The 23,436-nt window shown below is 67.3% G+C and carries 19 protein-coding genes; 5 read left to right on the top strand and 14 right to left on the bottom strand.

Going from position 1 to position 23,436, the window contains the following annotated elements:
* Positions 1-18: 18 nt before the first annotated feature.
* From C8K14_RS01100 to C8K14_RS01120, 5 genes are all read right to left on the bottom strand, one after another.
* On the bottom strand, positions 19-1,002 hold the full coding sequence (locus C8K14_RS01100) for a thiamine pyrophosphate-dependent dehydrogenase E1 component subunit alpha (protein ID WP_022677759.1): 984 nt from the start codon (positions 1,000-1,002) through the stop codon (positions 19-21).
* 40 nt (positions 1,003-1,042) lie between these two features.
* On the bottom strand, positions 1,043-2,263 hold the full coding sequence (locus tag C8K14_RS01105; RefSeq protein ID WP_107715349.1) for an acyl-CoA dehydrogenase family protein: 1,221 nt from the start codon (positions 2,261-2,263) through the stop codon (positions 1,043-1,045).
* 6 nt (positions 2,264-2,269) lie between these two features.
* Positions 2,270-3,421: a thiolase family protein gene (locus C8K14_RS01110; RefSeq protein ID WP_107715350.1), complete on the bottom strand. Its 1,152-nt coding sequence runs from the start codon at positions 3,419-3,421 to the stop codon at positions 2,270-2,272.
* The gene (locus C8K14_RS01115; protein WP_233250835.1) at positions 3,418-3,837 is read right to left on the bottom strand and encodes a Zn-ribbon domain-containing OB-fold protein; all 420 of its coding nucleotides are present in this window, start codon (positions 3,835-3,837) and stop codon (positions 3,418-3,420) included. The genes C8K14_RS01110 and C8K14_RS01115 overlap by 4 nt, the downstream gene beginning before the upstream one ends.
* Positions 3,838-4,047: 210 nt before the next feature.
* Positions 4,048-4,818, bottom strand: coding sequence for a LuxR C-terminal-related transcriptional regulator (locus tag C8K14_RS01120; RefSeq protein ID WP_028658247.1), 771 nt, complete (start codon positions 4,816-4,818; stop codon positions 4,048-4,050).
* A 118-nt stretch (positions 4,819-4,936) separates the two neighbouring features.
* On the opposite strand from C8K14_RS01120, the gene C8K14_RS01125 reads away from it, so the two are divergent.
* Positions 4,937-6,055 carry an acyl-CoA dehydrogenase family protein gene (locus C8K14_RS01125; RefSeq protein ID WP_107715351.1) on the top strand — a complete coding sequence of 373 codons (1,119 nt, stop codon included), beginning with the start codon at positions 4,937-4,939 and terminating at the stop codon, positions 6,053-6,055.
* A 151-nt stretch (positions 6,056-6,206) separates the two neighbouring features.
* Positions 6,207-7,136 carry a hypothetical protein gene (locus C8K14_RS01130; protein ID WP_133726738.1) on the top strand — a complete coding sequence of 310 codons (930 nt, stop codon included), beginning with the start codon at positions 6,207-6,209 and terminating at the stop codon, positions 7,134-7,136.
* On the opposite strand, the gene C8K14_RS01135 is transcribed toward C8K14_RS01130, so the two are convergent.
* Positions 7,133-8,650, bottom strand: a complete 1,518-nt coding sequence (locus C8K14_RS01135; RefSeq protein WP_107715353.1) for a UxaA family hydrolase — start codon at positions 8,648-8,650, stop codon at positions 7,133-7,135. The two genes, C8K14_RS01130 and C8K14_RS01135, sit on opposite strands and share 4 nt — an antisense overlap.
* Before the next feature lie 77 nt (positions 8,651-8,727).
* Here C8K14_RS01135 and uxaC point away from each other — a divergent pair, with 77 nt between their 5' ends.
* Entirely contained in the window at positions 8,728-10,152 is a 1,425-nt protein-coding gene (uxaC, locus tag C8K14_RS01140) for a glucuronate isomerase (protein ID WP_107715479.1), read from the top strand.
* Positions 10,149-11,573 (top strand): mannitol dehydrogenase family protein, encoded by a 1,425-nt coding sequence (locus C8K14_RS01145; RefSeq protein ID WP_107715354.1) that lies wholly within the window; start codon positions 10,149-10,151, stop codon positions 11,571-11,573. The genes uxaC and C8K14_RS01145 overlap by 4 nt, the downstream gene beginning before the upstream one ends.
* Here C8K14_RS01145 and C8K14_RS01150 read toward each other — a convergent pair.
* The 8 genes from C8K14_RS01150 to C8K14_RS01185 form a co-directional block, all read right to left on the bottom strand.
* Positions 11,570-12,634, bottom strand: a complete 1,065-nt coding sequence (locus C8K14_RS01150; protein ID WP_107715355.1) for a LacI family DNA-binding transcriptional regulator — start codon at positions 12,632-12,634, stop codon at positions 11,570-11,572. The genes C8K14_RS01145 and C8K14_RS01150 overlap by 4 nt on opposite strands.
* 30 nt (positions 12,635-12,664) lie before the next feature.
* The gene (locus tag C8K14_RS01155) at positions 12,665-13,681 is read right to left on the bottom strand and encodes an alpha/beta hydrolase (protein ID WP_107715356.1); all 1,017 of its coding nucleotides are present in this window, start codon (positions 13,679-13,681) and stop codon (positions 12,665-12,667) included.
* A 100-nt stretch (positions 13,682-13,781) separates the two neighbouring features.
* Entirely contained in the window at positions 13,782-16,679 is a 2,898-nt protein-coding gene (locus C8K14_RS01160) for a TonB-dependent receptor (RefSeq protein ID WP_062784051.1), read from the bottom strand.
* 359 nt (positions 16,680-17,038) lie between these two features.
* Positions 17,039-18,601 carry a carboxylesterase/lipase family protein gene (locus tag C8K14_RS01165; protein WP_062784049.1) on the bottom strand — a complete coding sequence of 521 codons (1,563 nt, stop codon included), beginning with the start codon at positions 18,599-18,601 and terminating at the stop codon, positions 17,039-17,041.
* A 44-nt stretch (positions 18,602-18,645) separates the two neighbouring features.
* Complete coding sequence (locus C8K14_RS01170; protein WP_062784300.1) at positions 18,646-19,590, bottom strand: sugar kinase; 945 nt, start codon at positions 19,588-19,590, stop codon at positions 18,646-18,648.
* A 71-nt stretch (positions 19,591-19,661) separates the two neighbouring features.
* Positions 19,662-20,417 carry a 2-dehydro-3-deoxy-D-gluconate 5-dehydrogenase KduD gene (kduD, locus tag C8K14_RS01175; RefSeq protein WP_062784047.1) on the bottom strand — a complete coding sequence of 252 codons (756 nt, stop codon included), beginning with the start codon at positions 20,415-20,417 and terminating at the stop codon, positions 19,662-19,664.
* A gap of 6 nt (positions 20,418-20,423) precedes the next feature.
* Positions 20,424-21,260, bottom strand: coding sequence for a 5-dehydro-4-deoxy-D-glucuronate isomerase (gene kduI, locus C8K14_RS01180; protein ID WP_062784042.1), 837 nt, complete (start codon positions 21,258-21,260; stop codon positions 20,424-20,426).
* Positions 21,261-21,364: 104 nt separating this feature from the next.
* Complete coding sequence (locus C8K14_RS01185; protein ID WP_022677926.1) at positions 21,365-22,381, bottom strand: LacI family DNA-binding transcriptional regulator; 1,017 nt, start codon at positions 22,379-22,381, stop codon at positions 21,365-21,367.
* A gap of 213 nt (positions 22,382-22,594) precedes the next feature.
* On the opposite strand from C8K14_RS01185, the gene C8K14_RS01190 reads away from it, so the two are divergent.
* Positions 22,595-23,419 carry a 2-keto-4-pentenoate hydratase gene (locus C8K14_RS01190; RefSeq protein ID WP_107715357.1) on the top strand — a complete coding sequence of 275 codons (825 nt, stop codon included), beginning with the start codon at positions 22,595-22,597 and terminating at the stop codon, positions 23,417-23,419.
* Positions 23,420-23,436 lie beyond the last annotated feature (17 nt).

Below are 23,436 nucleotides of genomic sequence, written 5' to 3' on the forward strand. Positions count from 1 at the left end.
TTGCGTCTCTTCCCGCGATCAGTAGCTGATGTAGACGTCGGCCAGGACATCGTCGGCAGTGGGGCGCGGCGCCGCACGCGCGGCGGCCACGGCCGCCTCGATCGTGTCCAGCACCTGCGCGTCGAGCGCGTCGATATCGGCATGGTCGAGCAGGCCGGCGGCGGTCACCGCGTTGCGAAACCGCGTGAGGCAGTCGCGCTCGGCGCGGATGCGCTCGATCTCGCCAGGGCCGCGATATCGCTGTGGATCGCCCTCGAAATGGCCGAAGAAGCGTTCGGTATCGAACTCTACCGCAGCCGGGCCGCCGCCGCCGCGCACGTGGTCCAGCACTTCGCGCATGGTCTCGTGCACGGCAAAGAAATCGGTGCCATCGGCGCGCCAGGCCTTCATGCCAAACGCCTCGGCGCGGCTGGCAATGTCGCGATTGGTGCCCACGGCATAGGAAACGCCGGTGTGTTCGGAATAGTGGTTGTTTTCGAACACGAAAATGCACGGGGCCTGGGTCACCACGGCCAGGTTCATCGCCTCGAACGTGGTGCCCTGGTTGCAGGCGCCATCGCCGGAAAAGGCGATCGCCACCTTCATGCCATCGGGTCCGGGTCCATCGGCCCGGCTGGCCAGCGCCGCGCCCACCGCGATCGGCGCGCCCGCGCCGACGATGCCGTTGGCGCCCAGCATGCCCTTGTCGATGTCGGCAATGTGCATCGAACCGCCCTTGCCCTTGCACAGGCCCTCGCGGCTGCCCCAGATCTCTTTCATCATCCCGTCCACGTCGCAGCCCTTGGCCAGGCAATGGCCATGGCCACGGTGGGTGGAAACGATCCGGTCCTGCGTGCCGAGATGCTCGCACACCCCCACGGCCACGGCTTCCTGCCCGCAATAGAGGTGGGTGAAACCGGCGATCTCGCCGGTCTGGATTTCGACGTGCAGCCTTTCCTCGAACTCGCGGATGGTCTTCATCGCGCGATAGGCGTTCAGCAGGGCTTCGCGGCTCAGTTGCATTCCCTAACTCCCGACGGATTCTGTTCTGGCTGCCTGTGGTTTAAAGATGCAGCACGGTCTTGGCGATGATGCCCGCCTGCACTTCGTTGGTGCCGCCAAAGATGGTCCAGGCGCGGCTGTTGAGATAGCGGGCGGCGGCAACCTGGCTAGGCAGGCCATGCACCGCCTGCGGCGCCTGCGCGCCATAGAGCGGGCGCTGCCGTTCCAGTTCCAGCCCCGCCACGCCCAGCAGGTCCATCGCCAGCAGGTCGATATCCTGCCGCAGATTCGATGCCAGCAGCTTGACCAGCGAGGTCTGCGGCCCCGGCTTTTGCCCGTGGGCGATTTCGGACAGGATCTTCAATTCGATCATTTCCAGCGATTCCACCCCCAGGCGGATGCGCGCCACGCGGCGGCGCCATTCGGCATTGCCGGCCATGGTGCCCCCATGGCCATCGGGCTGGGCAGTGGCATCGGCTTCGATCCGGCGCAGGTCATAGGCGAGCTTGGGCGCGTGGCACGATCCGCCGCGTTCGTTTTCGAGCAGGAACTTGGCGAGCTTCCAGCCGTCGCCTTCGGCCCCGACGCGGTCGCTCACCGGCACTTCCACGTCTTCCAGGAACACCTGGTTGACCTCGTGATCGCCTGCCAGGGTCAGGATCGGGCGCACCGAAATGCCGGGCTGGTTCATGTCCACCAGCAGGAACGAGATGCCGGCGTTCTTGTGCGCGCTGGCATCGGTGCGCGCCAGGCAGAACATGCGGTTGGCCCAGTGGGCGTGGGTGGTCCAGATCTTGGAGCCATTGACGACATAGCGCTCGCCGCGTTCGTCGCTGACGCGCACCGCGCGGCATTGCAGGCTGGCCAGGTCCGATCCGCTGGCCGGCTCGGAAAAGCCCTGGCACCAATAGTCTTCGCCCGAGAGAATGCGCGGCAGGTAATGCGCCTTCTGTTCGGGCGTGCCGAAGGCATAGATCACCGGCGCCACCAGCTTCAATCCCAGCACGGTAAGGTTGGGCGCGCCGGCCTCGGCACATTCCTTTTCAAAGATATAGCGTTGCACCGGGCTCCACCCCGTGCCGCCATATTCGCGTGGCCATTGATAGGCGAGCCAACCCTTGCGGTGGAGCACCGCGTTCCATGCCTGGCCAATCTCGGGTTCGACGAAGACCGACGGCGTTGCCGCCGCACCATCGCGGATTTCGGCAGTGAGGTTTTCGGCCAGGAACGCGCGCACTTCGTCGCGGAAGGCCAGGTCTTGGGGAGAGAGATCGAGGTCCATATCGGGCTATTTCTGAAGGATGGTGACGGCCGAAACACCGGGCGCGCCATAGACGTGGCTGTAGGCCGTGCGCGGATCGCCGGGCACTTGCCGGCCCCCGCCCGCGCCCCGCAGCTGCACGACGTTTTCATAGACCTGGCGCAGACCCGAAGCGCCGATGGGCTCGCCACAGGCCAGGCACCCGCCATCGGTGTTGACCGGCAGCGCGCCGCCGATCTGCGTGCGTCCTTGCGCCAGCCAGGCTTCCTGCTCGCCATCGGCGCAAAAGCCGTTTTCGGCCATGTGCATGATTTCCGCGCCGGCTTCGGTATCCTGCAATTGCGCCACGGCAATATCGGCCGGGCCGATGCCGGCTTCCTCGAACGCGGCGGCAGAGGCCAGCCGTGTGGCGGTGGCCGTGCCGCCGCCGCTGTCGATGCTGGGGGCAAAAACCTCGAAACTGCCGGGTGGGCGGGTGCGCATCGTGGCGGCGGCCAGGCGGATCGGCGTGGCGCCCAGCCGGCGGGCCATGCGCTCGCTCGCCAGAACCAGCGCCACCGCGCCTTCGCCCGGCGAGCAGAACATGAACTTGGTGAAGGGGTCAGAGACCATCGGCGCATCGAGAATGGTGTCGAGCGCCACCGGCTCGCGCCGCCAGGCGTGCGGGGCGTGCACGCCGTTGGCAAAGGCCTTTTGCGCCACCAGCCCCAGCGTGCGGCGCGAAATGCCGTGCAGGTGCATGTAGCGCATGATCTTGGCGGCAAAGAATTGGGTGGTGACCATGTAGCCGGCCGCGCCATACCATTCGGGCAGGTTGTATTCGGCCGGCTTGGCATCGAAGGCACCGCGCGGGTGCTTGTCGAAACCCAGCGCCAGGCCCAGCTCAAACTCGCCCGAGCGGATCGCCATCTGCGCGGAAAACAGTGCCGAACCGCCGGTGGCACAGCCATTGCGCACATTGATGAACTGCACACCGGTCAACCCCAGGTGCGAGACCATGCTGTCGGGATTGCCCGCCGCATCCGATCCGCCATAGGCAAACTGGATATCGCCCCAGTTGACCCCGGCATCGGCCAGCGCCGCGCGCACCGCGTGCACCCCTTGTTCCAGGCCAGAGAGCCCCGGCGTGCGGCCGAACGGGTGGATGCCGATGCCCACGATATGCACGCCCGCGCTCATGCTGCGTTCTCCGCCAAGCGGGCCTCTGCCGGGGCGAAGGCGGGCAGCCACAGCGGATCGTCGGCGCTGTCATCCAGCGCCACGCGGGTGAGTTGCAGCGGCATGCCGATGCGGATGGCATCAAACGCCATGCCCACCAGGCGCGCCTGCACGATCACTTCGCCCGGCAGATCGACATAGCCCAGCGCCCAGGGTTCGAACGCGACCGGCCCGGCATAGGGCGGCGCCTTGGGGGCAAAGCGCTGGATGGTATAGGACCACAGCGTGCCCTGGGTGCCGAGCGCAACGGTATCGAAATCGCTGGTGCCGGGATGGGGGAAGACGATGCGCCCGGCGTCTGGCCGCTCTGCCCGTGCGCGCCCGCCCATCAGCCGCAAGGGCGCATCGGGCATGAACAGGGCGGCGGCTTGGGCCAAGGTCTTCCTCTTCCATATCACGCGCGGAACCATTGGCGATTCCGCTGTTCCCGATAAAGCGCGCCCACCCCCCTCATGGCGACTCTTCAAAACGCTAGGCCTGCACAAAAGACGGGCTGGTGCCTGGCGGATATGCGCGCACGGCAAGGCGCCCCTGCCCGGTGGGAGAGGCGCCTGGTGCCGCATATGCTGCGGCCATGCTGCGCGGGATCACTTCTGCAGCGAGATGTAGCCAAGCTGGGCCGCCTTGAACACGGTCTGGCTGCGGTTGACCGCGTCCAGCTTGATCGAGGCGTTGTGGATGTGGAACCGCACCGTGGCGCGGCTGCGCCCGATGATCATGCTGATTTCCAGGTCGGTCTTGCCGATGGCGGCCCAGCGCAGGCACTCGACCTCGCGCTTTGACAGGCGCGATCCGGGCGGCAGCGCCTGGGCCGAGCCCATCGTATTGACATAGCTGGTGATGAACGTGCGCCCGACCAACCCGAAGATATCGCCATAGCGCGCAAACAATGCGCCAAGGTCGGTCAGCGACTGGTCAAGCGGGTTGAACGACACCGCGCCGATCTGGCCGAACGGCAGGTGCACCGGCACGACGATGGCTGCGCGGGTCATCGCGCGGGCTTCAAAGTTGGTCAGGTCGATTGCCGCCAGATAGCGGTTGGGCGCGCGGGTGTGGCAGCCTTTTTCGTTCACCCAGAACGGTTCGGCTTCAAAGCGGCAGGCGGTGGTGATCGGCGAATCGAGCGCAATGCGCGGATTGTGCCACCAGGCCTTTTCGCTGGTCCACCCGAACACGTCGCGCGCGAGCACGTTGCCATCCACATCCATCGGCGTGCGCTTGTCGGCGATGTTGTGCGCGGGCGCGGCCTGCATGCCGCAATTGCGGGCAATGGCATCAAGCGCCTGGGCGGCGCGGCGAATCTCGTCGGGCGCCGTTATGCGAACGGCATCAACCCATTCCAGGCTAGGGGCATCCATCTCCAGGACCATCTGCTTGTGCCTTCTTTTGAGCGGGCGTTGGCGGCCATCCTAACCTTTTTCGCAGCGTGGTTGGCCTGTCGGTAGTGCTAGATCGAACCGGGAGGGAGCAACACCCATGAATTTTGAGCTGAGCGAAGAAGAAACCATGCTCGCGGGCCTGGCCGACCGGTTCGTGGCCGATCGCTATGATATCGAGCGGCGCCGCGCCTACCTGGCCGAGGCGCAGGGTTTCTCTAAGGAAAACTGGGATTTGCTCGCCGAGTGCGGGCTGATGGCAGCGCCCCTGGCGCAAGCCGATGGCGGCATGGAGCTTGAGCCGGGCGCGATCGTGGCGCTGTTTGCCGCATTGGGGCGCGGCCTGGTGGTAGAGCCGCTGGCCGAAAGCGTGTTGGTGGGCGCGCGGCTGTTGCTGGCCGGTGCGGCCGACAGCCTGGCCGATGCCTGGCGCGAGGGACTGGCGAGCGGGGCGCAGCGCGTGGCCCTGGCCCATGCCGAGCCGGGGCAGCGCGGCAACCGCGCCTGGGTGGAAACCCGCAGCCAGGCAGGGGCAGAGGGCGTGCGTCTGACTGGCGTGAAGCACTGCGTGCCAGCCGGGCAGGGCGCCGACGCGTTTCTGGTGAGCGCGCGCGCCAATGATGGCGGCACTGGCGCCGATGGCATCGCGTTCTACCTCGTGTCCGCCGATGCGCCGGGCCTGACGATCACCCCCTGGCGCTTGATCGACGGCAGCGTGGCGGTGCACCTGACGCTCGATAACGTGGTAGTGCCAGCGTCGCATCGCCTGGCGGGCGGGCTGGATCTGCTCGACCAGATCATGCCGCTGGCCGATCTGGCCCGCGCGGCAGAGGCGGTGGGGGTGATGCAGCGGATTTTTGACGAGACGCTGGAATACCTGCGCACGCGCAGCCAGTTCAACACGCCGCTGGGCCGCTTCCAGGCGATCCAGCACCGCATGGTGGCGCACTATTGCGCGCTCGAGCAATCGCGCGCGCTGCTCAACCTGGCGCTGGTCGGCGGGGCAGAGCGCGATCTCGCCCAGGCCGTGGCCGGCGCCCGCGCCTTTATCAGCGATGTGTCGCTGAGCCTGGGGCACGACATGATCCAGTTCCACGGCGGCATGGGCGTGACCGATGAACTGGCGATCGGCCACGGGCACAAGCGGCTGGTCCTGCTCTCGCGCTGGCCGGAAGAGCCGCTGGCCAAGCTTGATCGCTATGCCGGGCTGGCTGCCTGATCCGGCACAGGCCCACCCGGCCGGCGCAAGCCTTCGCCACACATTGAAAAATTGCATCAGGGGGATATTCGGCGCCGATCCGGCAGGATAAGAGCATGCGCGCGGGAACAGGGGCTTTCCGCCTGACGCGTGGTTTTTGGTCGGGATGGTGATGATGCAGGTTTCCTTGGGGCGTCTCGTCTTGGCCGGCGTGGCCTGTGGCGCGCTGATGGCGCTGGAGAGCTGTGGCCCGGCGCTGCTTCACCCCCACGCCGCCGCCGCCCGCCTGGGCCGGCCGGTGGAGAAGCCTGCTGCGCCCAGCCGCCCGGCGCCGGCCGAACCGGTGGCACCCGCGCCGCCTGCACCGGTTGCCGAGCCTGCACCGGTGCCGCCCGCCGCTACACCTACGCCGACGCCGGCTCCAACTCCGCCAGCGCAGAGCGACGCGGCGTCCGCGCCCGACGCTGGCCCGATCGCCGACGTGATCCCCCACACCGAAGAGCCGCCTGCGCCGGCACCGGCGCCTGCACCGGCAAAGGTCATGCCGGTGGCTCCGCCACCACCACCGCCTCCTCCGCCTCCTCCTCCTCCGGCGCCCGAGCCGGAGGCGCCGCCGATCGTCGTCAACCACGCGCCAGAGCCGCCGCCCCCGCCTCCACCTCCGCCGCCGCCACCCCCGCCGGTCGCCATTTCCACGCTGATCGTCACGGTGTCACCGCCCACCGCCTGCAAGGATTGCGAGACGGTCAGGCTGTCGGTTTCGCCCACTGGCGAAGTGCTGATCGAGCGTGGCAGCTGGGATATCGTGCACCAGAAATGGGTCTATCGCCGCACCCCGACCAAGACGCGGGGGCAGAATGCCGATGCATTCATCGCCGCGCTGGCCGGCGATCGCCCGCTGGGCGTCAAGGCGATTTCCGGGACCGAGGGCTGCACGGCCGCGGGCGATGCGGGCGGCAACGTTGCGCTGCGCTGGGTCGATGGCATGCGCGACGATCGCCTGACCGTCAGCTTTGCTTGCGCGCCCTATGCCGGCAGCACCTGGGAACGCCACGTGCGCGAGGCAGCGGCGCTGCTTAAGCTGAACCGGCCGATCTTCTAGAGCGTTACGCCGCGCTTCCAGATGCCGATGGCGCGTTCGTCATTGGCTTCGTTGCGCGCCGGGGTGCCGCTGGCAATGGCGATGATGCGCGTCAGCAGCGCCTGGGCTGCGGTGTCCATGCCGATATCGAGCGCCTGGCCGGCATCGAAATCGATCCAGCCCGGCTTGTGCCGCGCCAGCGCGCTGTTCGAGGCGATCTTGACCGTTGGCACCGGGCTGCCCAGCGGGGTGCCGCGCCCGGTGGAAAACAGCGTGAGCGTGGCGCCCGCCGCCGCCAGCGCAGTGGTGGAAACAGCGTCGTTGCCCGGCGCTTCCAGCACGTTGAGGCCACTCTGGCTGACCTGCCCGCCATAGTCGATCACGTCGGTCACCAAGGCCTGGCCGCCCTTTTGCACCGCGCCCAGCGACTTTTCCTCCAGCGTGGTGATGCCGCCGGCGATATTGCCGGGGCTGGGGTTTTCCGAAACCGGCTCCCCATGGTCGAGGAAATAGCGCTTGAAGCGGTTGACCAGGGTGGAGAGCCGATCGAACACATCGGGGCTGGTGGCGCGGCCGAGCAGCAGGGTTTCCGCGCCGAACATCTCGGGAATTTCGGTAAGGATGGCAGTGCCGCCGGCTTGCGTCACCGCATCGGTCATCCGCCCGATCAGCGGGTTGGCGGTCAGCCCGCTCATCGCATCCGAACCCCCACATTTGACGCCAAGGCGCAGCGCTGACAGCGGCGCAGGGGTGCGCCGGTCTTGCGCCATCAGGGCCAGCAGATCGGCAAGATGCGCTTCCCCGGCGGCAAACTCATCGCCTTCCGATTGCGCGCGCAGCACCCGCAGGCGATCGCGCCGGCTGGCAGGAATGCGCGCCAGCAGCGCATCGAGCTGGTTGGATTCGCAGCCTAGGCCAAGCAGCAGCACGCCCCCGGCATTGGGATTGCATGCCAGCGCGGCCAGGATCGCGGCAGTGCCATCAAGATCGGCGCCGAGTTGCGAGCAGCCGAACGGATGGTTGAACGCATGCACGCCATCGATCGCCGCGCCCGGCATGGCGGCGGCCATGGCCTGGCCACGTTGCGCCAGCCGCTCGCCCAGCCGCCCGACGCAGCCCACCGTGGGCAGGATCCACACCTCGTTGCGCGTGCCCACGCGGCCATCGGCGCGGGCATAGCCCATGAACTGCGGCGCCTGATCATCCTGCGCGCGCGGCGGCTTGGCCGGCGCGGCAAAGGCATAGGCCAGTTCGCCGCCCAGCGCGGTCTGCAGGTTGTGGCTGTGGACGTGATCACCCGGCGCGATCGGCGCGGTGGCCAGGCCGATCCGCGCGCCATAGCGATGCACCGCAGCGCCTGGGGACAGCGCGGCCAAGGCAAACTTGTGCCCGGCCGGGATCGCCTGGCGCAGCGTGATCGCGCGGCCCTCGATCATCACCTGCTGCCCGGCGGCAAGTGGCTGCAAGGCCACGGCAACATCGTCGTTGGGCGCGATCTTGAGCGCGTCGGGAAGGGTGTAAATGGCCTCGGTCATGGCGCGGGGATACACTGTTGCCAGCGCTGGCACAATCCACTAGACCCGCCAGCGATCCTGCAAGAGGCCTGTTGTCGATGCCCAGATTGGTTCTTCACCCCGATCGCCTGTTTCCCGCCGATCCGGACACCCGCGCGATTGCCCGCGCGCTCTATGCCACGGTCGCGCAGGCGCCGATCATCAGCCCGCACGGCCATACCGACCCGGAATGGTTTGCCACTGACGCACCGTGGGACAATGCCACGCAGCTGCTGCTGGCGCCCGACCATTACCTGTTCCGCATGCTCTATTCGCAAGGTGTGCCGCTCGATGCGCTCGGCGTGCCGCGCCAGGGCGGGGTGCTGCCCGCCACCGATCCGCGCGAGGCCTGGCGCACCTTTGCCGCGCATTGGCACCTGTTTCGCGGCACCCCTTCGGCAATGTGGCTGAACCACGTTTTTGCCGAGGTATTCGGCATCGACCAGACGCTCGATGAAACGAGTGCCGATCATTATTACGACGCGATCGGTGCGGCGCTGGCCAGCCCGGCGTTCCGCCCGCGTGCGCTGTTCGAGCGGTTCAATATCGAACTGCTCGCCACCACCGAAGGCGCGGCCGATGATCTCGCCCACCACCAGGCGATCCGCGCCTCGGGCTGGCGGGGCAATGTCGTGACGACCTATCGCCCGGACTCGGTGATCGACCCCGAACACGATGCCTTTGCCCGCGACATGGTGCGCTTTGCGGCGCTGAGCGGCGAAGACGTGACGACGTGGGCCGGCTACCTGGCCGCGCACCGCCGCCGCCGCGCCGATTTCCGCGCCATGGGCGCCACGGCCACCGACCATGGCTTCCTCACCCCGCGCACGGCCAACCTTTCGCGCGCGGAATGCGAGGCACTGTTTGCCAAGGTGATTGGCGGCAAGGCAGACGCAGCCGAGGCCGAACTGTTCCGTGCCCAGATGCTGACCGAGATGGCGCGGATGAGCCTGGACGACGGGATGACGATGCAGATCCATCCCGGCGCCACGCGCAACCACAATGCGCAGCTGTTCGCCAGCCACGGCCGCGACAAGGGCGCCGACATTCCCCGCGCCACCGAATATGTCGAGGCGCTGCGCCCGATGCTCGACCTGTTCGGCAACGAGCCGGCGCTCAAGATCATCCTCTTCACGCTGGACGAGACGACCTATACCCGCGAACTGGCGCCGCTGGCCGGGCATTATCCCTGCCTCAAGCTGGGGCCGGCCTGGTGGTTCCACGACAGCCCCGAAGGGATGCGCCGCTTCCGCGAGATGACCACCGAAACCGCCGGGTTCTACAACACCGTTGGCTTTAACGACGATACCCGCGCGTTCCTGTCGATCCCGGCGCGGCACGATGTGGCAAGGCGGATCGATTGCGGCTTCCTGGCGCGGCTGGTGGCCGAACACCGCCTGGCCGATTGGGAAGCGGCTGATCTGATCGTGGAACTGACCACGGGCCTGGTGCGCCGCGCCTATGGCCTGCCGGTGCCGGCATGACGCGGCTTTCGCCCGAAACGCTGGCGCTGTTGCCAGCCGATGTGGCCCGCCCCACCTATGATCGCGGCGCCATGCGCGCTGGCGTGGTCCATTTCGGCCCTGGCGCGTTTCACCGCGCGCACCAGGCCGCCGCGTTCGACACGCTGCTGGCGCACGATCCGCGCTGGGGCATCACCTGCGTCAGCCTGCATTCGCAAGGCGTGGCCCAGGCACTGGGGCCGCAGGGCGGGCTCTATACGCTGGCCTTGCTGGATAGGCAGACGCGCTATCGCGTGATCGGCAGCGTGGGGCAGGTGCTGACCGGCAAGGCGCCGCAGGCAATCCTTGGCGCCATGGCCCATGCCGATACCCGGATCATCAGCGCGACGGTGACCGAAAAGGGCTATTGCCTGGGCGCCGATGGGGCGCTCGATACCACCCATCCCGCGATCGCTGCCGACCTCACCGGGGCCGGGAACGACAGCTGGGTGCCGCAAAGCTTCATCGGCTGGCTGGTCCACGGCCTGGGAGCCCGGCGCCGTGCCGGGCTGCCTGGCGTGACCGTGCTGTCGTGCGACAACCTGACCGACAATGGCCGCAAGCTGGAGGCCGCCACCCTGGCCCTGGCCCAAGCCGTGGACCCGCAGACCGCAGCGTGGATGGCCGATCAGGTGCGCTTTCCCAATGCCATGGTGGATTCGATCACGCCGGCCACTGACGATGCCTTGCGCGCGCAAGTGGCCGCCGCGACCGGTCTGGAGGATGCCTGGCCGATCCAACGCGAAGGCTTTACCCAGTGGGTGATCGAGGATCGCTTTGCCGGGGAGCGCCCGGCACTCCATCTGGCCGGGGTGACGTTCGCCGCCGATGTGCGCCCGTTCGAGATGGCCAAGCTGCGCCTGCTCAATGGCGCGCATTCCACGCTCGCCTATGTCGGGCTGGGATTGGGCCATGAAACCGTCGCCCAGGCGATGCAGGACGTGGCCCTTGCCAGGTTTGTCGAACGCCTGATGCGCGAGGATATCGCGCCCTCGGTCAAGGCGCCGCCGGGGTTGGACCTGTCGGCCTATATTGCCGATGTGCTGGCGCGCTTTGCCAATCCGGCGATCCGCCACCTGCTCTCGCAGATCGCCTGGGATGGCTCGCAAAAGCTGCCCTACCGCCTGCTTGGCACAGTGCGCGAGGCGCTGGAAGCAGGCCGGCCGATCACCCGGCTGGCCGTGCCGATCGCGGCCTGGCTGCGCTTTCTGGAACACGCCGCGCGCAGCGGCACCGCGATCACCGATCCCTTGGCGGCAGACCTGCTGGCGCGGGCCAGCGATTGGCGGGCCGTGCTGGCCATGCCAGCGGTGTTCGGCCCGCTGGGTCAGGATGCGCGGCTTTTCGATGCGGTGGCCAAGGCGCATGCCGCGCTGGCCGCCGGCCAGCTGGAACCTGTTTAGCCTGGCACCGGCCCGCTGCTCTCGGCCGGGGTAAGGATGAGTTCGGGATGAAACGGGGGCGGCGGGCTGCCGCCCTCGATCCGCGCGATCAGGTCGCCGGTGGCCGCCGCAGCCATCGCGCCGAACGGCCGCGTGACCGAGGTGAGCGCCGGGCTTACCATCTGCGCCAGCATGCTGCCGTCAAAGCCCACTACGGAAAGCTGCCCCGGCACGGCAATGCCGCGGCGCGCCGCCACCTTGAGCACGCCGGCGGCCATGATGTCGTTCGCGGCAAAGATCGCGGTGGGCGCGTCGGGTGCGGCCAGCAGGGCCTCTGCCGCCGCGATGCCGGCGGCAAAGCCATAGTCGCCCGCCGCTTCGGCCACCCGCACATCGGGCACCGTGGCGATTTCCGCCAGGAAACCGGCGCGGCGCTCGCGGGCAGAGGCCATGTCTTCCGGCCCGTTGACCAGGCCCAGGCGGCGATGGCCCAGGCCCAGCAGATGGCGCGCCACTTGCGCGCCAGCGCCGCGCTCGTCGCTCAATACTACCCCGGCAAACCCATCGAGCGGCACGGCCGAAACTGCCACGGCCGGCACCTTGGCCGCGTCCAGCGCCTGCGCCAGGCCGGCCACGCCCGAGATCGGCGGCAGCACGATCAACCCGTCCACGCGTGATCGCCCGGCAAAGGCCAGCGTGTCAGCAATTGCCGCTTCACCCTCGCGCGGGGTGGAATGGACGATCAGTTCGTAGCCGTGTGCCGAACTGACCGAGACGATGCCGCGCTGGATGGAATCGAGCACCAGCGCGTTGCGATCGTTGTGGATCAACCCGATCAGGAACGAGCGGCCCATCGCCAGGGCGCGGGCGCGCAGGCTGGGGCGGAACTGCAGCGCGGCAATCGCCGCCTCGATCCGCTCGCGCGTCTGCGCGTTGACCTTGGGAGACTTGTTGAGCACGCGCGACACGGTGCGGATCGAAACGCCGGCGGCGGCGGCCACGTCCTCGATCGTCGGTTCGCCGTGGCGCGGATGGTCAGCGGCGGGCGCGCTTTCTGGAAAGGGGGCAGGGCGGTCGGTCATGCCCCTGTTCTATGCGCAGATATGGCGCGCTCACGCCAGCCCCACCGTGGCCGCCCAGGCCCGCCACAGATCGGGCCAGGCCGACACCGGCTTGCCGATCGCGCGGCGCAGGCCAAAGCCATGCCCGCCATTGGCAAAGAGATGCATTTCCAGCGGGATGCCCCGCGCCTTGAGCGCGGCGCGCAGGCGCACGGTATTTTCCACCGGCACCACGTCATCGTCCTCGGCATGGCAGAGGAAATGCGGCGGGGCATCGGCCGGAACGCAGCGATCGGGCGAATGTGCGGCTTGCGCCGCGGGCGTGGGATGATCGCCCAGCAGCTGCTGCCGCGATCCGGGATGGGCAATGGCCGGGTCCATGCTGACCACCGGATAGATCGGCGCGGCGCTGTGCGGCCGGGCCGACAATGCGTCTGCGGCATCGCGCGGGGTATAGACCGGCACGGCAAAGCGCACGGCCAGGTCGGCGCAGACATGGCCGCCGGCGGAAAAGCCCATCGCCGCCACGCGTTCGGGATCGAGGGCGTAATCGCGCGCGCGGTGGCGGATCAGGCGCATCGCCCGCTGCGCATCGGTCAGCGGGGTATCGGCGCCCGATGCCCAGCCATCACCCGGCAGGCGATAGAACAGGACGAACGCGGTGAACCCGCGCGCGGCCAGCCAGCGGCCGATTTCATAGCCTTCCTTGTCGACCACCACCCAGCGATAGCCGCCGCCTGGCGTGATCATCACGGCCGCGCCATTGGGGCGATCGGGGCGGAACACCGCCAGGCGCGGGCGGGTCACGCCAAGCACCGCACGGTCGTTGACCAGGCTGTCGGTGGAGCGTTCGTTGACCGTTTCGACCAGCGCATGGGCCCCTGTGCCGCTGGGCAGGCCAGGCGCGCCGCCCGGCCACAGGTCGATCGTTTCGACCGGCTGCGGCAATCCGGGCGCCGTGCCACGCGGCCCGGCCGGTGGCGGGGTTTGCCCCAGCGCCGGCCGGGCCGCTGCCCAAGCCCCGATCGCCAGCGTCCGGGCCACCAGAGCGCGACGATCAAGAGTCATGGGCAGAGTTTCCTCAGTTTCAGAAGTGGGATGCCCACGCCACCCCGGATCAAAGTCCGGGATGACGTGGGCGGGGGGAGGCGTGGTTCAGGCCCTGGCCTTACAGCTTGGCGCGGGCGCCAAACAGGATGGTGCGGCCAAAGTGGTTGTTCTCGTAATTGCGCTGCGCCGTCTCGTCGGTGAAGCGATAGCGATAGGCGTCGGTAAGGTTGTTGCCATCGATCGACAGTTCCAGCCACGGCCGGATCTTGTAGCGCACGGCGGCATCCACGCTGGTATAGGCGCCATAGCCCTCGAACACGTTGCCCGTGGCGCTGGTGCCATCGACGAACGGCCCGCGATAGCTGACCGAGCCGCGAATGCTGAACTTGCCATCGTCATAATAGAGCGTGGCGTTCCAGGCCCGCTTCGAGACGTTGAGCAGGGTCTGGTTATAGATCGCCGAAACCCCCGCCAGCGTGCAGGCACCGGACGCATTGCGCGTGCAGGCGCTCACCGCCGGGCCAGTGATGGTGTAATCAGCGTCGCTCTTGATCAGCGTGGCATTGCCCTGGAACCCGGTGTGGCTGAGGAAGCTGGGCAGGAACGTGAAGGGCAGCTGCAAGGCCACTTCGATGCCCTTGAGCGTGGCCCCCGCGCCGTTGACCTGCGAGGACACGATATATTCCTGCGTCGGGTCATAGTTGATGTAGGCGGGCGAGCTGGGCGTGAGCACCGAGCGATCGAGCCCGAGCTGCGGCAGCGTGGCGGTATAAGTGCCCGAGACCGGGAAGCTCTGGATCTGCTTGATGAAGCCGGCCACCGACAGCAGCGCCTGCGGCGCGAAATACCATTCGGCCGACACGTCGAAATTGGTGGCGCGATAGGGGTTGAGGAACGGGTTGCCGAAGGTAACGCGATAGTTGAACCCGTCGACCGAGCCGCCGGGATTGAGATTGCCCAGCGAAGGCCGGGTGATGACCTTGGCAATGGCGCCGCGCAGGATCACGTCGCGGTGCGGATAGAACGCGATGTTGAACGAGGGCAGCCAGTCGTTGTAGGTGCGGCCCACCGTGGCGGCGACGCCTGCGGTATAGCCGGTGGAACGCTGATCGGTGTGGGCATAGCGGATGCCCGCGTTGCCGGCATATTCCAGCCCGAACAGATCACCCTTCACGTCAAACTGCAGATAGCCGCCCGACGTGGTTTCCTGCACCTGGCGGTTGGAGCCGAGATCTTCCACCTGGGTGCGGCCATAGAGATTGGTATAGGCAGCGGCCGAGCCGATGTTGGCCGCCAGGAACTGCGAGGTGGTCCCACCCGGTTGCCCGGCATCGCCCAGGCTGACGAGATCGGAAATGCTCGACGTGACAGGCAGGCCATAGACGCTGGACGAGCAGGTGGTGGTGCCCAGGATCAGGTCGGGCTTGCCGTTACCCGAACAGGCCACCGTGTCGCGCGTCCACAGCTGGGTCTGGAAGTTGTAGCGGCGCCACACGCCGCCCAGCTTGACGGTAAAGCCCTTGGTCACATCCCATTCGGTGCGCAGTTGCACTGTCTTGAACTTGTTGGTGACATAGGACGGGCGATCGCGGATTTCGGCCAGCTGGAAATTGGCCGGGTTGGTCACGTCGATGCCATAGCTCAGCACCGGCGCTTTCATGTTGCTGTAATCGAACGCGAAGCCGTTGGCGCCCTTGCTGTCGTAGGCGATCGTGCTTTCCACCGGGATATCCGCGTCAGACTGCGAAATGCCGCCCAGCAGGGTGAAGCGCAGGCTGTCCGACACGTCCTGGTCCCAGGTGGCGCCCACCTGGTAGAACTTGGTATTAGATTGGCGCAGATAGCTTTCGGTGCGGATGTAGGCATTGTTGAACGTGCCGCTGACCATGTTGCCATTGCTGTCGTACGCCGGATTGACCACGTTGAAGCTGCGCTCGTTGGAGCGGGCCAGTACTTCCAGCCACTTTTCCTTGCGGTCTTCCTTGAACGAGGAATAGAGCGCGTCGATCGAGATCTTGGTGTGGGTGCTGGGTTCGAACTGGATCGAGCCGGTCAGGCCCAGGCGGCGGCGATCGTGTTCGACCACGCCATAGCGTGGAATGCGCGGGTGGAACGAGAGCGCAGCGGCATCGCACGCGGCCGAGGGGCGATAGAACCCGCCGCTGTTCACCGCATTGCCGCCAGTGGCGCCGGCGACCGAATAGAAGCACGGCGTGCCGCCCACCGAATTGAAATAGGCCTGCGACCAGCGCACCGTATTGTTGCCGGTTTCCAGCGTATCGGTGTGCGAATAGGCGGCCGAGAGATTGACGCCCAGCGTGCCGGCATCGTTCTTCCACGACAGCAGCCCGGCAACGCGCGGCCCGACATTCTTCGACAGGTCGTTATACGAACCCTGCACGTTGAGCACGGCGGTCAGCCCGGTCTTGCCGGCCAGCGGATTGCCGGTGTTGAGATCGACCACTGCGCCCAGCGAGCCTTCGTCCAGGCTCGCCTCGGCGGTCTTGTGGACCACCAGGCTGCTGAACAGTTCCGAGGCGAAGACGTTGAAATCGAACGAGCGATCACGGTTGGCCGAGGCGCCGTCGGACGAGGTCGTGATCGTTTCCAGGCCGTTGACGCGCACGCGGGTGAACTGGGCGCCCAAGCCGCGCACGGTGATCGCGCGGCCTTCGCCGCCGTCCTTCTGGATCGAGATGCCGGGAATGCGCTGCAGGGATTCGGCAATGTTCTGGTCGGGGAACTTGGCAATGTCTTCGGCCACCACGGCATCGACTGCCGAAACCGAGTTGCGCTTGACGTTGAGCGCGGCCTGAAGCGACTGGCGGAAGCCGGTCACGATGATGGCCGGGGTCTGGTCATCGCCGGTGCCCGGGGCCGCAGCAGCCGCGTCGGTGGCCGGTGTGGCGGTATCCTGCGGGGCGGCCTGGGCCATCGCGCCATGCGGCAGGGCCAGCGCGCTGCCGGTGAACAGGGCGATCTTGAGCGTGGAAACTCGGGAAATATTCTTGCGCATCGTCACATCCCCTCTCAGCCCGTGAGGCTGGATGATACCGGTGTCAACAATGCACGCAATGGCTTGCATCGATCCGGCAACACTACTCCCATCCGCACACGGCGGATCGCCCGCGCCATCGGGCGGGCTTGTTGTCTTTTGCTATCTTCCCGGCCTTATGTGCCGCGAAAGGTAACCGGTGTCATTACGATATGTTTTGCAGCACGATCTTTCCCCTGTCAAGAACCCGGTTGCTTGGCTATCGATCAAAAAATAATACGGTAATTCAATAGTCTAAACTGAAATTCCGCCCGCCTCACGGCGCATTTTGCCGCGTCATGCTGCGCGCGTGGGCCTGCAGCATGATGCTGATTCGCCGGTTATGATCCCGGCTGCACATAGGGCGCGGTGGCCCATAGCCGGCGTTGCCAGCCGCGCGGATCGTCGGCCATGTGCGGGGCCGCGTCGAACACCATCGTCGCGCGCGCCGGCAGGCGATAGGGCGCCCAATCTGCCAGGCCCGGCCGGCTGCTGCGTGCCAGCCCGGAAAAGGCCGCCATCATCATCGCGCTCAGCGCACGGGCCTGCGCGTCGGTGCCGGAATAGCTGCCCGGCGCATCCAGCGTGCCGAACACATAAGGGATATCATCGGTATGCGCCGCGCCGCGCAGCGGATCGCGCGGAGAGGGGCGGTCAAGCTGGTAGACCCAGGTGGCCTGCGCGCTGGCGGCGGCGCGCGCGTCGGCCTCGATCACCTGGCCGGGCCACGATCGCCCGGCGGTGGTTGCCGCGTAATAGATCTGCTCTGCGCTCCACTCCGGGGCGTTGGCGCGGTATTGCGCCACCACCCATTGCGGGTCGAGATCGATCTTGACCTCGGCCGCGATGCGTTGCGGCAGGTTGTCCCAGCTCAGGCCGGCAAGCTTTGGCCCACGTGGATCGAGAAACGCGCGCGTTTCATCGCGCACGTTGCCCAGGATCATCGGAATATCCAGCGATTGCGGCGCCGCATCGGGCCAGAACGGATGGCGCGGCAGGTTGGTCATATCCAGCACCGGCCCGAAATAGAGGCTGCCGCCCATGATCGGGTCGGGGGTGTCGAGCGCGTCGATCAGGCGCGCAATCGGCATGGCGCGCAGCGCCGCAACCCCATCGTCGCCCAATCCCAGGCGCGCCATCCATGCGCGCGTGCGGGCCAGCGCATGGCCCGGGCCACTGGCCTGCACCTGCTGTCCACTCATGGTCGCGGCGGCATGGAACAGGCCGCGCGCGGCCGGCATCGCCATCAGCGTGGCGATCTTGGCACCCCCGCCCGATTGGCCAAAGACCATCACCCGCTCGGGATCGCCGCCAAACGCGGCAATGTGATCGCGCACCCATTGCAGCGCCAGGATCAGGTCCAACTGCCCCAGGTTGCCGCTATCGGCCGCCTGCGCGTCCAGCGGGCGCAGCCAGGCATAGCCGAGCGGCCCCAGGCGATGGTTGACGCTCACCACCACCACATCGCCACCAGCGGCCAGGTGCGAACCATGCGTCAGCGGATCGGTGACCGAGCCATTGGCATAGGCACCGCCGTGGAAATAGACCATCACCGCCCGCCGCGCGGCGGCATGGGCATCGGGCGTCCACACGTTGAGGAACAGACAATCCTCGCTTTGCGGCGCCTCGGCCATGCCGCGCTGCGGGCAGAGCGGGCCAAATTGCGTGGCGTCTTGCTCTGGCCCGCTAAACGGTTCGGGCACGGCGCGGGCAAAGCGCGCCGCCCGGCCATAGCGGATGCCCTTGAACGCCATGACGCCGCCCTCGCGCAGACCGCGATAGCGCCCCACGCGGGGCTGGGCCGGGGCGGGCGCCCGCGCCAGGCCCTGTGCGCCCAGCGGTGTGGTGATCATCGCCATGGCGCCCGCGCCCTGCATAAGGCCGCGCCGGGTCATCCGGTCCATCCTGCCACTCCCGCTTGTTTTGTCGTTACTAAGCTTTGGCGCGTTCAGCGCCTGACATCGCCACCACTGGCGGAAAACGCTTCGAGTTCGGCACGGCCGATTGTGCACATGTCACCGGGCTGGCTATGCTTGAGCGCGGTATAGGCCAGGCCTGCTTGGGCCATCGCCGCCACGTTTCCGCCCTGGAGCCACTGGTGCAGCACGCCGGCGGCAAAGGCGTCGCCCGTGCCGATCCGGTCGACAATGCCGGTCACATCCACCTCGGCGGTCTGGTGCGCGCCGTCGCGCGCGTCCACCCGCGCGGCAATGCGGTGGTGATCGGGGCCGGCGATGTGCCGCGCGGTCGATGCGATCAGCGCCAGGCGCGGGAACGCGGAAAAGGCGGCCTGGGCTGCCTCGCGCCGCCGCTCCGCCCCGTCGCCGGAAAAGGGCTGGGCCAGCAACAGCGCGATATCGCGGTGGTTGCCGATCATGATGCTGGCCGATTGCATCAGATCGGTCAGGATCGCGCGCGGGTCACTGTCCCACGCGTCCCACAACATGGCGCGGTAATTGCCGTCAAAACAGATTGGCACGCCCGCCGCATCGGCCGCGGCCACCGCCGCCTGCGCCAGCGCCACGCCGCCTGGCCCCAGCGCGGGCGTGATGCCCGACAGGTGCAGCAAGGCGGCACCATCGAGCGCGCGGGCAAAATCGAAATCGCCGGGCGCGGACTGGGCAAACACGCTGCCGGCGCGATCATAGGTGATCGTCGCCGGGCGCAGCCCTGCGCCACTTTCTAGGAAATAGAGGCCCATGCGCCCCGTGCCCCGCCCGACATGGCGGGTGTCGACCCCCGCCGCGCCCAGCGCCGCGCGCGCCTTGTCGCCCAGCGGGCTGGCAGGCAGGCGGGTCAGCAGCGCAGCATGATGGCCCAGCGCGGCAAGGCCGGCGGCGACATTGGCCTCTGCCCCGCCCACCACCAGGTCCAGGCTTTCGGCCTGCGTCATCAGGCGGTGGCCAGGTGTTGCCAGGCGCAGCAAGACCTCGCCAAAGCAGACGATATGGCCCGAACGCCCGGTCACCGTGCCAGCCACCCGCCATCGACGGCCAGCACGTGGCCCGTGACATAGTTGGATGCAGGCGAAGCGAGGAACACCGCAGCCCCGGCAATATCGCTGGGATCGCCCCAGCGCCCGGCTGGAATCCGCTCCAGAATCTGGCGGTTGCGCGTCTCGTCCGCCTGCAAGGCGGCGGTATTGTTGGTGGCGATATAGCCGGGCGCGATGGCGTTGACCTGTACGCCGTGCGGCGCCAGTTCGTTGGCCATGGCCTTGGTCACGCCGCCCACGCCGGATTTGGCCGCGGCATAGCTCGGCACGCGGATGCCGCCCTGGAAAGTCAGCAGCGAGGCGATGTTGATGATCTTGCCGCTGCCCTGCGCCACCATGCCGCGCGCCGCGGCCTGGCTCAGGAAGAACAGCGTCTTGAGGTTGGTATCGATCACCGCGTCCCAGTCTGCCTCGCTGAACTGCAGCAGATCGTCGCGGCGGATGATCCCGGCATTGTTGACCAGGATATCGATGCGCCCCAGTGCCGCCACGGCCTCGTCCACCACGCGCGTCACCGGCGCGGTGCTGGCCAGATCAGCGGTGATGTTCACCGCCTTGCACCCGGCCTGGGCGATCAGGTCCAGCGTTTCGGCGGGGTGAGAGCGGCCGGCCAGGGCCACGTCGGCCCCGGCCTGGGCCAAGCCCACGGCGATCGCCTGGCCGATACCGGTGTTGGCCCCGGTAACGAGCGCGGTCTTGCCCGCAAGGCTGAAGGAAATCGCCATCGCGGCTTACTTCAGCTGGCAGATATCGAGCGCGTTCATATCGGTATAGTCGAGGTTTTCCCCGCCCATTGCCCAGATGAACGCATACTTCTTGGTGCCCGCGCCCATATGGATCGACCAGGGCGGGCTGATCACCGCCTCTTCGTTGGCGATGACGATGTGGCGCATGCTGTCAGGCTCGCCCATGTAATGGAAGATGCGGTCGTTTTCCTCGGCCAGGTCGAAGTAGAGATAGATCTCGCTGCGGCGGTCATGCAGGTGCGGCGGCATGGTGTTCCACACGCTGCCTTCTTCCAGCACGGTCAGGCCGAGCAGCAGCTGCGCGCTGTCACACACGCCGGGGATCACCAGCTGGTAGATCGTCCGCTGGTTGGAATTGGCCAGGTCACCACGCGCCAGAGGATTGGCCTTGTCCAGCGGGATATGCTTGATCGGCAAGGCCTTGTGCGCCGGGGTGGAGGCCAGGTAGAACCGCGCGCCTTCGCCTTCGAACACCACCTCTTCGCTGCCCATGGGCACATAGAGGCATTCCTTGTTGGCCATGGCAAAGCGCTGCCCGTCCACCGTGACGAACCCTGGGCCGCCGATGTTGACCACACCCATCTCGCGCCGTTCCAGCAGCGTGTGCCCGGCCGCGCTCTTGGGCTCGGTCTGGCGCGGCAGATGCAAGGGCTGCGCGCCCGGCACGGCGCCGCCGATCACGAAGCGTTCGTTGTGCGAATAGTTGAGATTGATCTCTCCGGCCACGAACATGCCCGAAACCAGATAGCGATCGCGCAGCGCGTCGTTGGAAACACCATCCATCATGTCCGGATGCGTCGCGTGATAGGTCTTGGCATACATGGCGCACTCTCCCTTTCGCTGCCGAGAGGTGTGGTATCGGCTTTAGGTAACCGGTGTCAATAGGGTGCCAAACGTCTTTTGCGCCCCGCGCCGCGATCGCATGATCAGCTCGGCGCGCGCACGGCCGAGGCGCGGCGCACCAGTTCGGACGGGAAGAAAGCCGCGTCGCGCGCGGCGGTTTCGGGGCGTGTCAGCTTGAGCGCGGCGGTGCGCGCCATGGCCCGGATCGGCCAGCGTACGGTGGTGAGCGGGGGCCAGATGTGCGCGGCAATGGCGGTATCGTCGAAACCGATGATCGACAGGTCGTGCGGCACGCGCAGGCCGCGTTCGCAGGCCGCATGCAGGACGCCGGCGGCCATTTCATCGTTGCTGGCAAAGATCGCGGTGGGCGGGGTGGCGGTGCCGAGCAGGTGCTGCCCGGCGGCATGACCCGATTCGAACTGATAGTTGCCGCGCGCCAGCAGGGCGGGGTCGATCGTCAGGCCGGCGCGGCCCATGCCGGCGATGAAGCCCAGTTCGCGCTCGCGAGCAGAGCGGAAGCCATCGGGCCCGGCGATGAAGCCGATTCGCGTGTGGCCCAATTCGGCGAGCCAGGCCACTGCCTCGCTCACCGCTTCCTGGTCGTTGGACGCCACCAAGTGGGCCTCGTCGTCCAGCCGGGCCGAGCCCATGCGCACCACGGTGCAGCCCAGATCGCGGCACAGCCGGGCCAGCTCGTCATTTTCCGAAAGCGGCGGCAGCAGCATCACGCCATAGAGGCGCTGCTGCTCGATAAAGCGGTGAATATCATCGAGCAGGGTGGGCGAATGGCGATCGACCGGGCGCACCACCAGCGCAAATTCGGTGCTGCGAATCGTATCGAGAATGCCTTCCTGCACCCCCAGCACCATCTGCGCGTTGGGGTTGTCATGGATCAGGCCGATCAGGAAATTGCGCCGCAGCGCCAGTGCCCGCGCCTGGGGATTGGGCACGTAATCGAGCTGCGCGATCACCGCTTCCACCTTTTCGCGGGTGGCCTGGTTGAGCAGCGGAGACTTGTTGATCACCCGGCTGACGGTCTTTTTCGACACCCCTGACAGGCGCGCCACATCGTTGATCGTGGGTTTCTGCGCTTTGGCCATCCGGTGTCCTTCTTGTCTCTCGCTCTGCGCCGATTTTTCAGACTTGCCTTCGGCTGGGACAAAAGGCAAGATGACACCGGTTACCTTGCCGCAAGGCTGATGCTGCCCCGCCATAAACGGGGCGCGGCGGATCATGTTCAATTGCGTTGTATCGGGTTTTGACACCGGTTTCCAGCCGCGTGAAAGGCCCGATCCGCCCGGGATGGGTTGGGGATGGGTTTGACGAAACAGGCAGATGCGGCACAGGCTGATCCGGCACAGGCGGGCGCCGTAGCCGCAGCATTCGTGGCCGCCAGGCGTGAAAAGCGCGCGCTGGCCACCTATCCGGGGCAGATGCCGGCCGATCTGGCCACGGCCTATGCCATCCAGGACGCAGCGCTGGCCATCGATGGCCGCACGGTGGCGGGGTGGAAAGTGGGCCGGATCAACCCGCCCGACGATGCGCGGCTGGCGAGCAATCGCCTGGCCGGGCCGATCTTTGCCGATAGCGTGGTCACGCCCGGCGCTGGGCAGGTGCCCGCCATGCCGGTCTTTGCCGAGGGTTTTGCCGCGGCCGAGGCGGAATTCCTGCTGCATGTGGCGGCGGGCTGGAACGGCACGGTGCCGGACGATGACGCCGCCACCCGCGCCCTGCTCGATCGCGTGCACATCGGGATCGAGGTTGCGTCCTCCCCCTATCCCGGCATCAACGATGATGGCCCGCCGGTCACCGTGTCAGACTATGGCAACAACTATGGGCTGGTCGTGGGTGCGCCGCTGGTTGGGTGGCAAGATATTGATTTTGCCTCTATCCCCGTGGGCCTGGCGATCGATGGCGTCGGCGTTGGCGCGGCGACCACCGCCACCATGCTCGATGGCCCGCTGGGGGCGGTGCGGTTCCTGCTGGGCAACCTGGCGTCCCGTGGCATTGCGGCGACAGGGGGGCTGTGGATTTCCACTGGCGCGGTCACTGGCGTGCATCCGGTCGTGCCGGGGCAGCAGGTGCGCGCCAGCTTTGTTGGCCATGGCGACGTGGCCTGCACCATCGTGGCGGCCTGAGCCCTTTCGAGGGGCCT

This window comes from Novosphingobium sp. GV079 (assembly GCF_003058045.1).
Taxonomy (GTDB): domain Bacteria; phylum Pseudomonadota; class Alphaproteobacteria; order Sphingomonadales; family Sphingomonadaceae; genus Novosphingobium; species Novosphingobium capsulatum.

Excerpts from the sequence above, each read along its gene's own strand:
- C8K14_RS01100 (WP_022677759.1), bottom strand. The coding sequence starts at position 1,002 with ATGCAACTGAGCCGCGAAGCCCTGCTGAACGCCTATCGCGCGATGAAG.
- kduI (WP_062784042.1), bottom strand. The coding sequence starts at position 21,260 with ATGTATGCCAAGACCTATCACGCGACGCATCCGGACATGATGGATGGT.
- C8K14_RS01120 (WP_028658247.1), bottom strand. The coding sequence starts at position 4,818 with ATGGATGCCCCTAGCCTGGAATGGGTTGATGCCGTTCGCATAACGGCG.
- C8K14_RS01105 (WP_107715349.1), bottom strand. The coding sequence starts at position 2,263 with ATGGACCTCGATCTCTCTCCCCAAGACCTGGCCTTCCGCGACGAAGTG.
- C8K14_RS01185 (WP_022677926.1), bottom strand. The coding sequence starts at position 22,381 with ATGGCCAAAGCGCAGAAACCCACGATCAACGATGTGGCGCGCCTGTCA.
- C8K14_RS01130 (WP_133726738.1), top strand. The coding sequence starts at position 6,207 with ATGATGCAGGTTTCCTTGGGGCGTCTCGTCTTGGCCGGCGTGGCCTGT.
- C8K14_RS01125 (WP_107715351.1), top strand. The coding sequence starts at position 4,937 with ATGAATTTTGAGCTGAGCGAAGAAGAAACCATGCTCGCGGGCCTGGCC.
- C8K14_RS01145 (WP_107715354.1), top strand. The coding sequence starts at position 10,149 with ATGACGCGGCTTTCGCCCGAAACGCTGGCGCTGTTGCCAGCCGATGTG.
- C8K14_RS01110 (WP_107715350.1), bottom strand. The coding sequence starts at position 3,421 with ATGAGCGCGGGCGTGCATATCGTGGGCATCGGCATCCACCCGTTCGGC.
- C8K14_RS01190 (WP_107715357.1), top strand. The coding sequence starts at position 22,595 with ATGGGTTTGACGAAACAGGCAGATGCGGCACAGGCTGATCCGGCACAG.
- uxaC (WP_107715479.1), top strand. The coding sequence starts at position 8,728 with ATGCCCAGATTGGTTCTTCACCCCGATCGCCTGTTTCCCGCCGATCCG.
- C8K14_RS01170 (WP_062784300.1), bottom strand. The coding sequence starts at position 19,590 with ATGACGCAGGCCGAAAGCCTGGACCTGGTGGTGGGCGGGGCAGAGGCC.
- kduD (WP_062784047.1), bottom strand. The coding sequence starts at position 20,417 with ATGGCGATTTCCTTCAGCCTTGCGGGCAAGACCGCGCTCGTTACCGGG.
- C8K14_RS01135 (WP_107715353.1), bottom strand. The coding sequence starts at position 8,650 with ATGACCGAGGCCATTTACACCCTTCCCGACGCGCTCAAGATCGCGCCC.
- C8K14_RS01155 (WP_107715356.1), bottom strand. The coding sequence starts at position 13,681 with ATGACTCTTGATCGTCGCGCTCTGGTGGCCCGGACGCTGGCGATCGGG.
- C8K14_RS01160 (WP_062784051.1), bottom strand. The coding sequence starts at position 16,679 with ATGCGCAAGAATATTTCCCGAGTTTCCACGCTCAAGATCGCCCTGTTC.
- C8K14_RS01165 (WP_062784049.1), bottom strand. The coding sequence starts at position 18,601 with ATGGACCGGATGACCCGGCGCGGCCTTATGCAGGGCGCGGGCGCCATG.
- C8K14_RS01150 (WP_107715355.1), bottom strand. The coding sequence starts at position 12,634 with ATGACCGACCGCCCTGCCCCCTTTCCAGAAAGCGCGCCCGCCGCTGAC.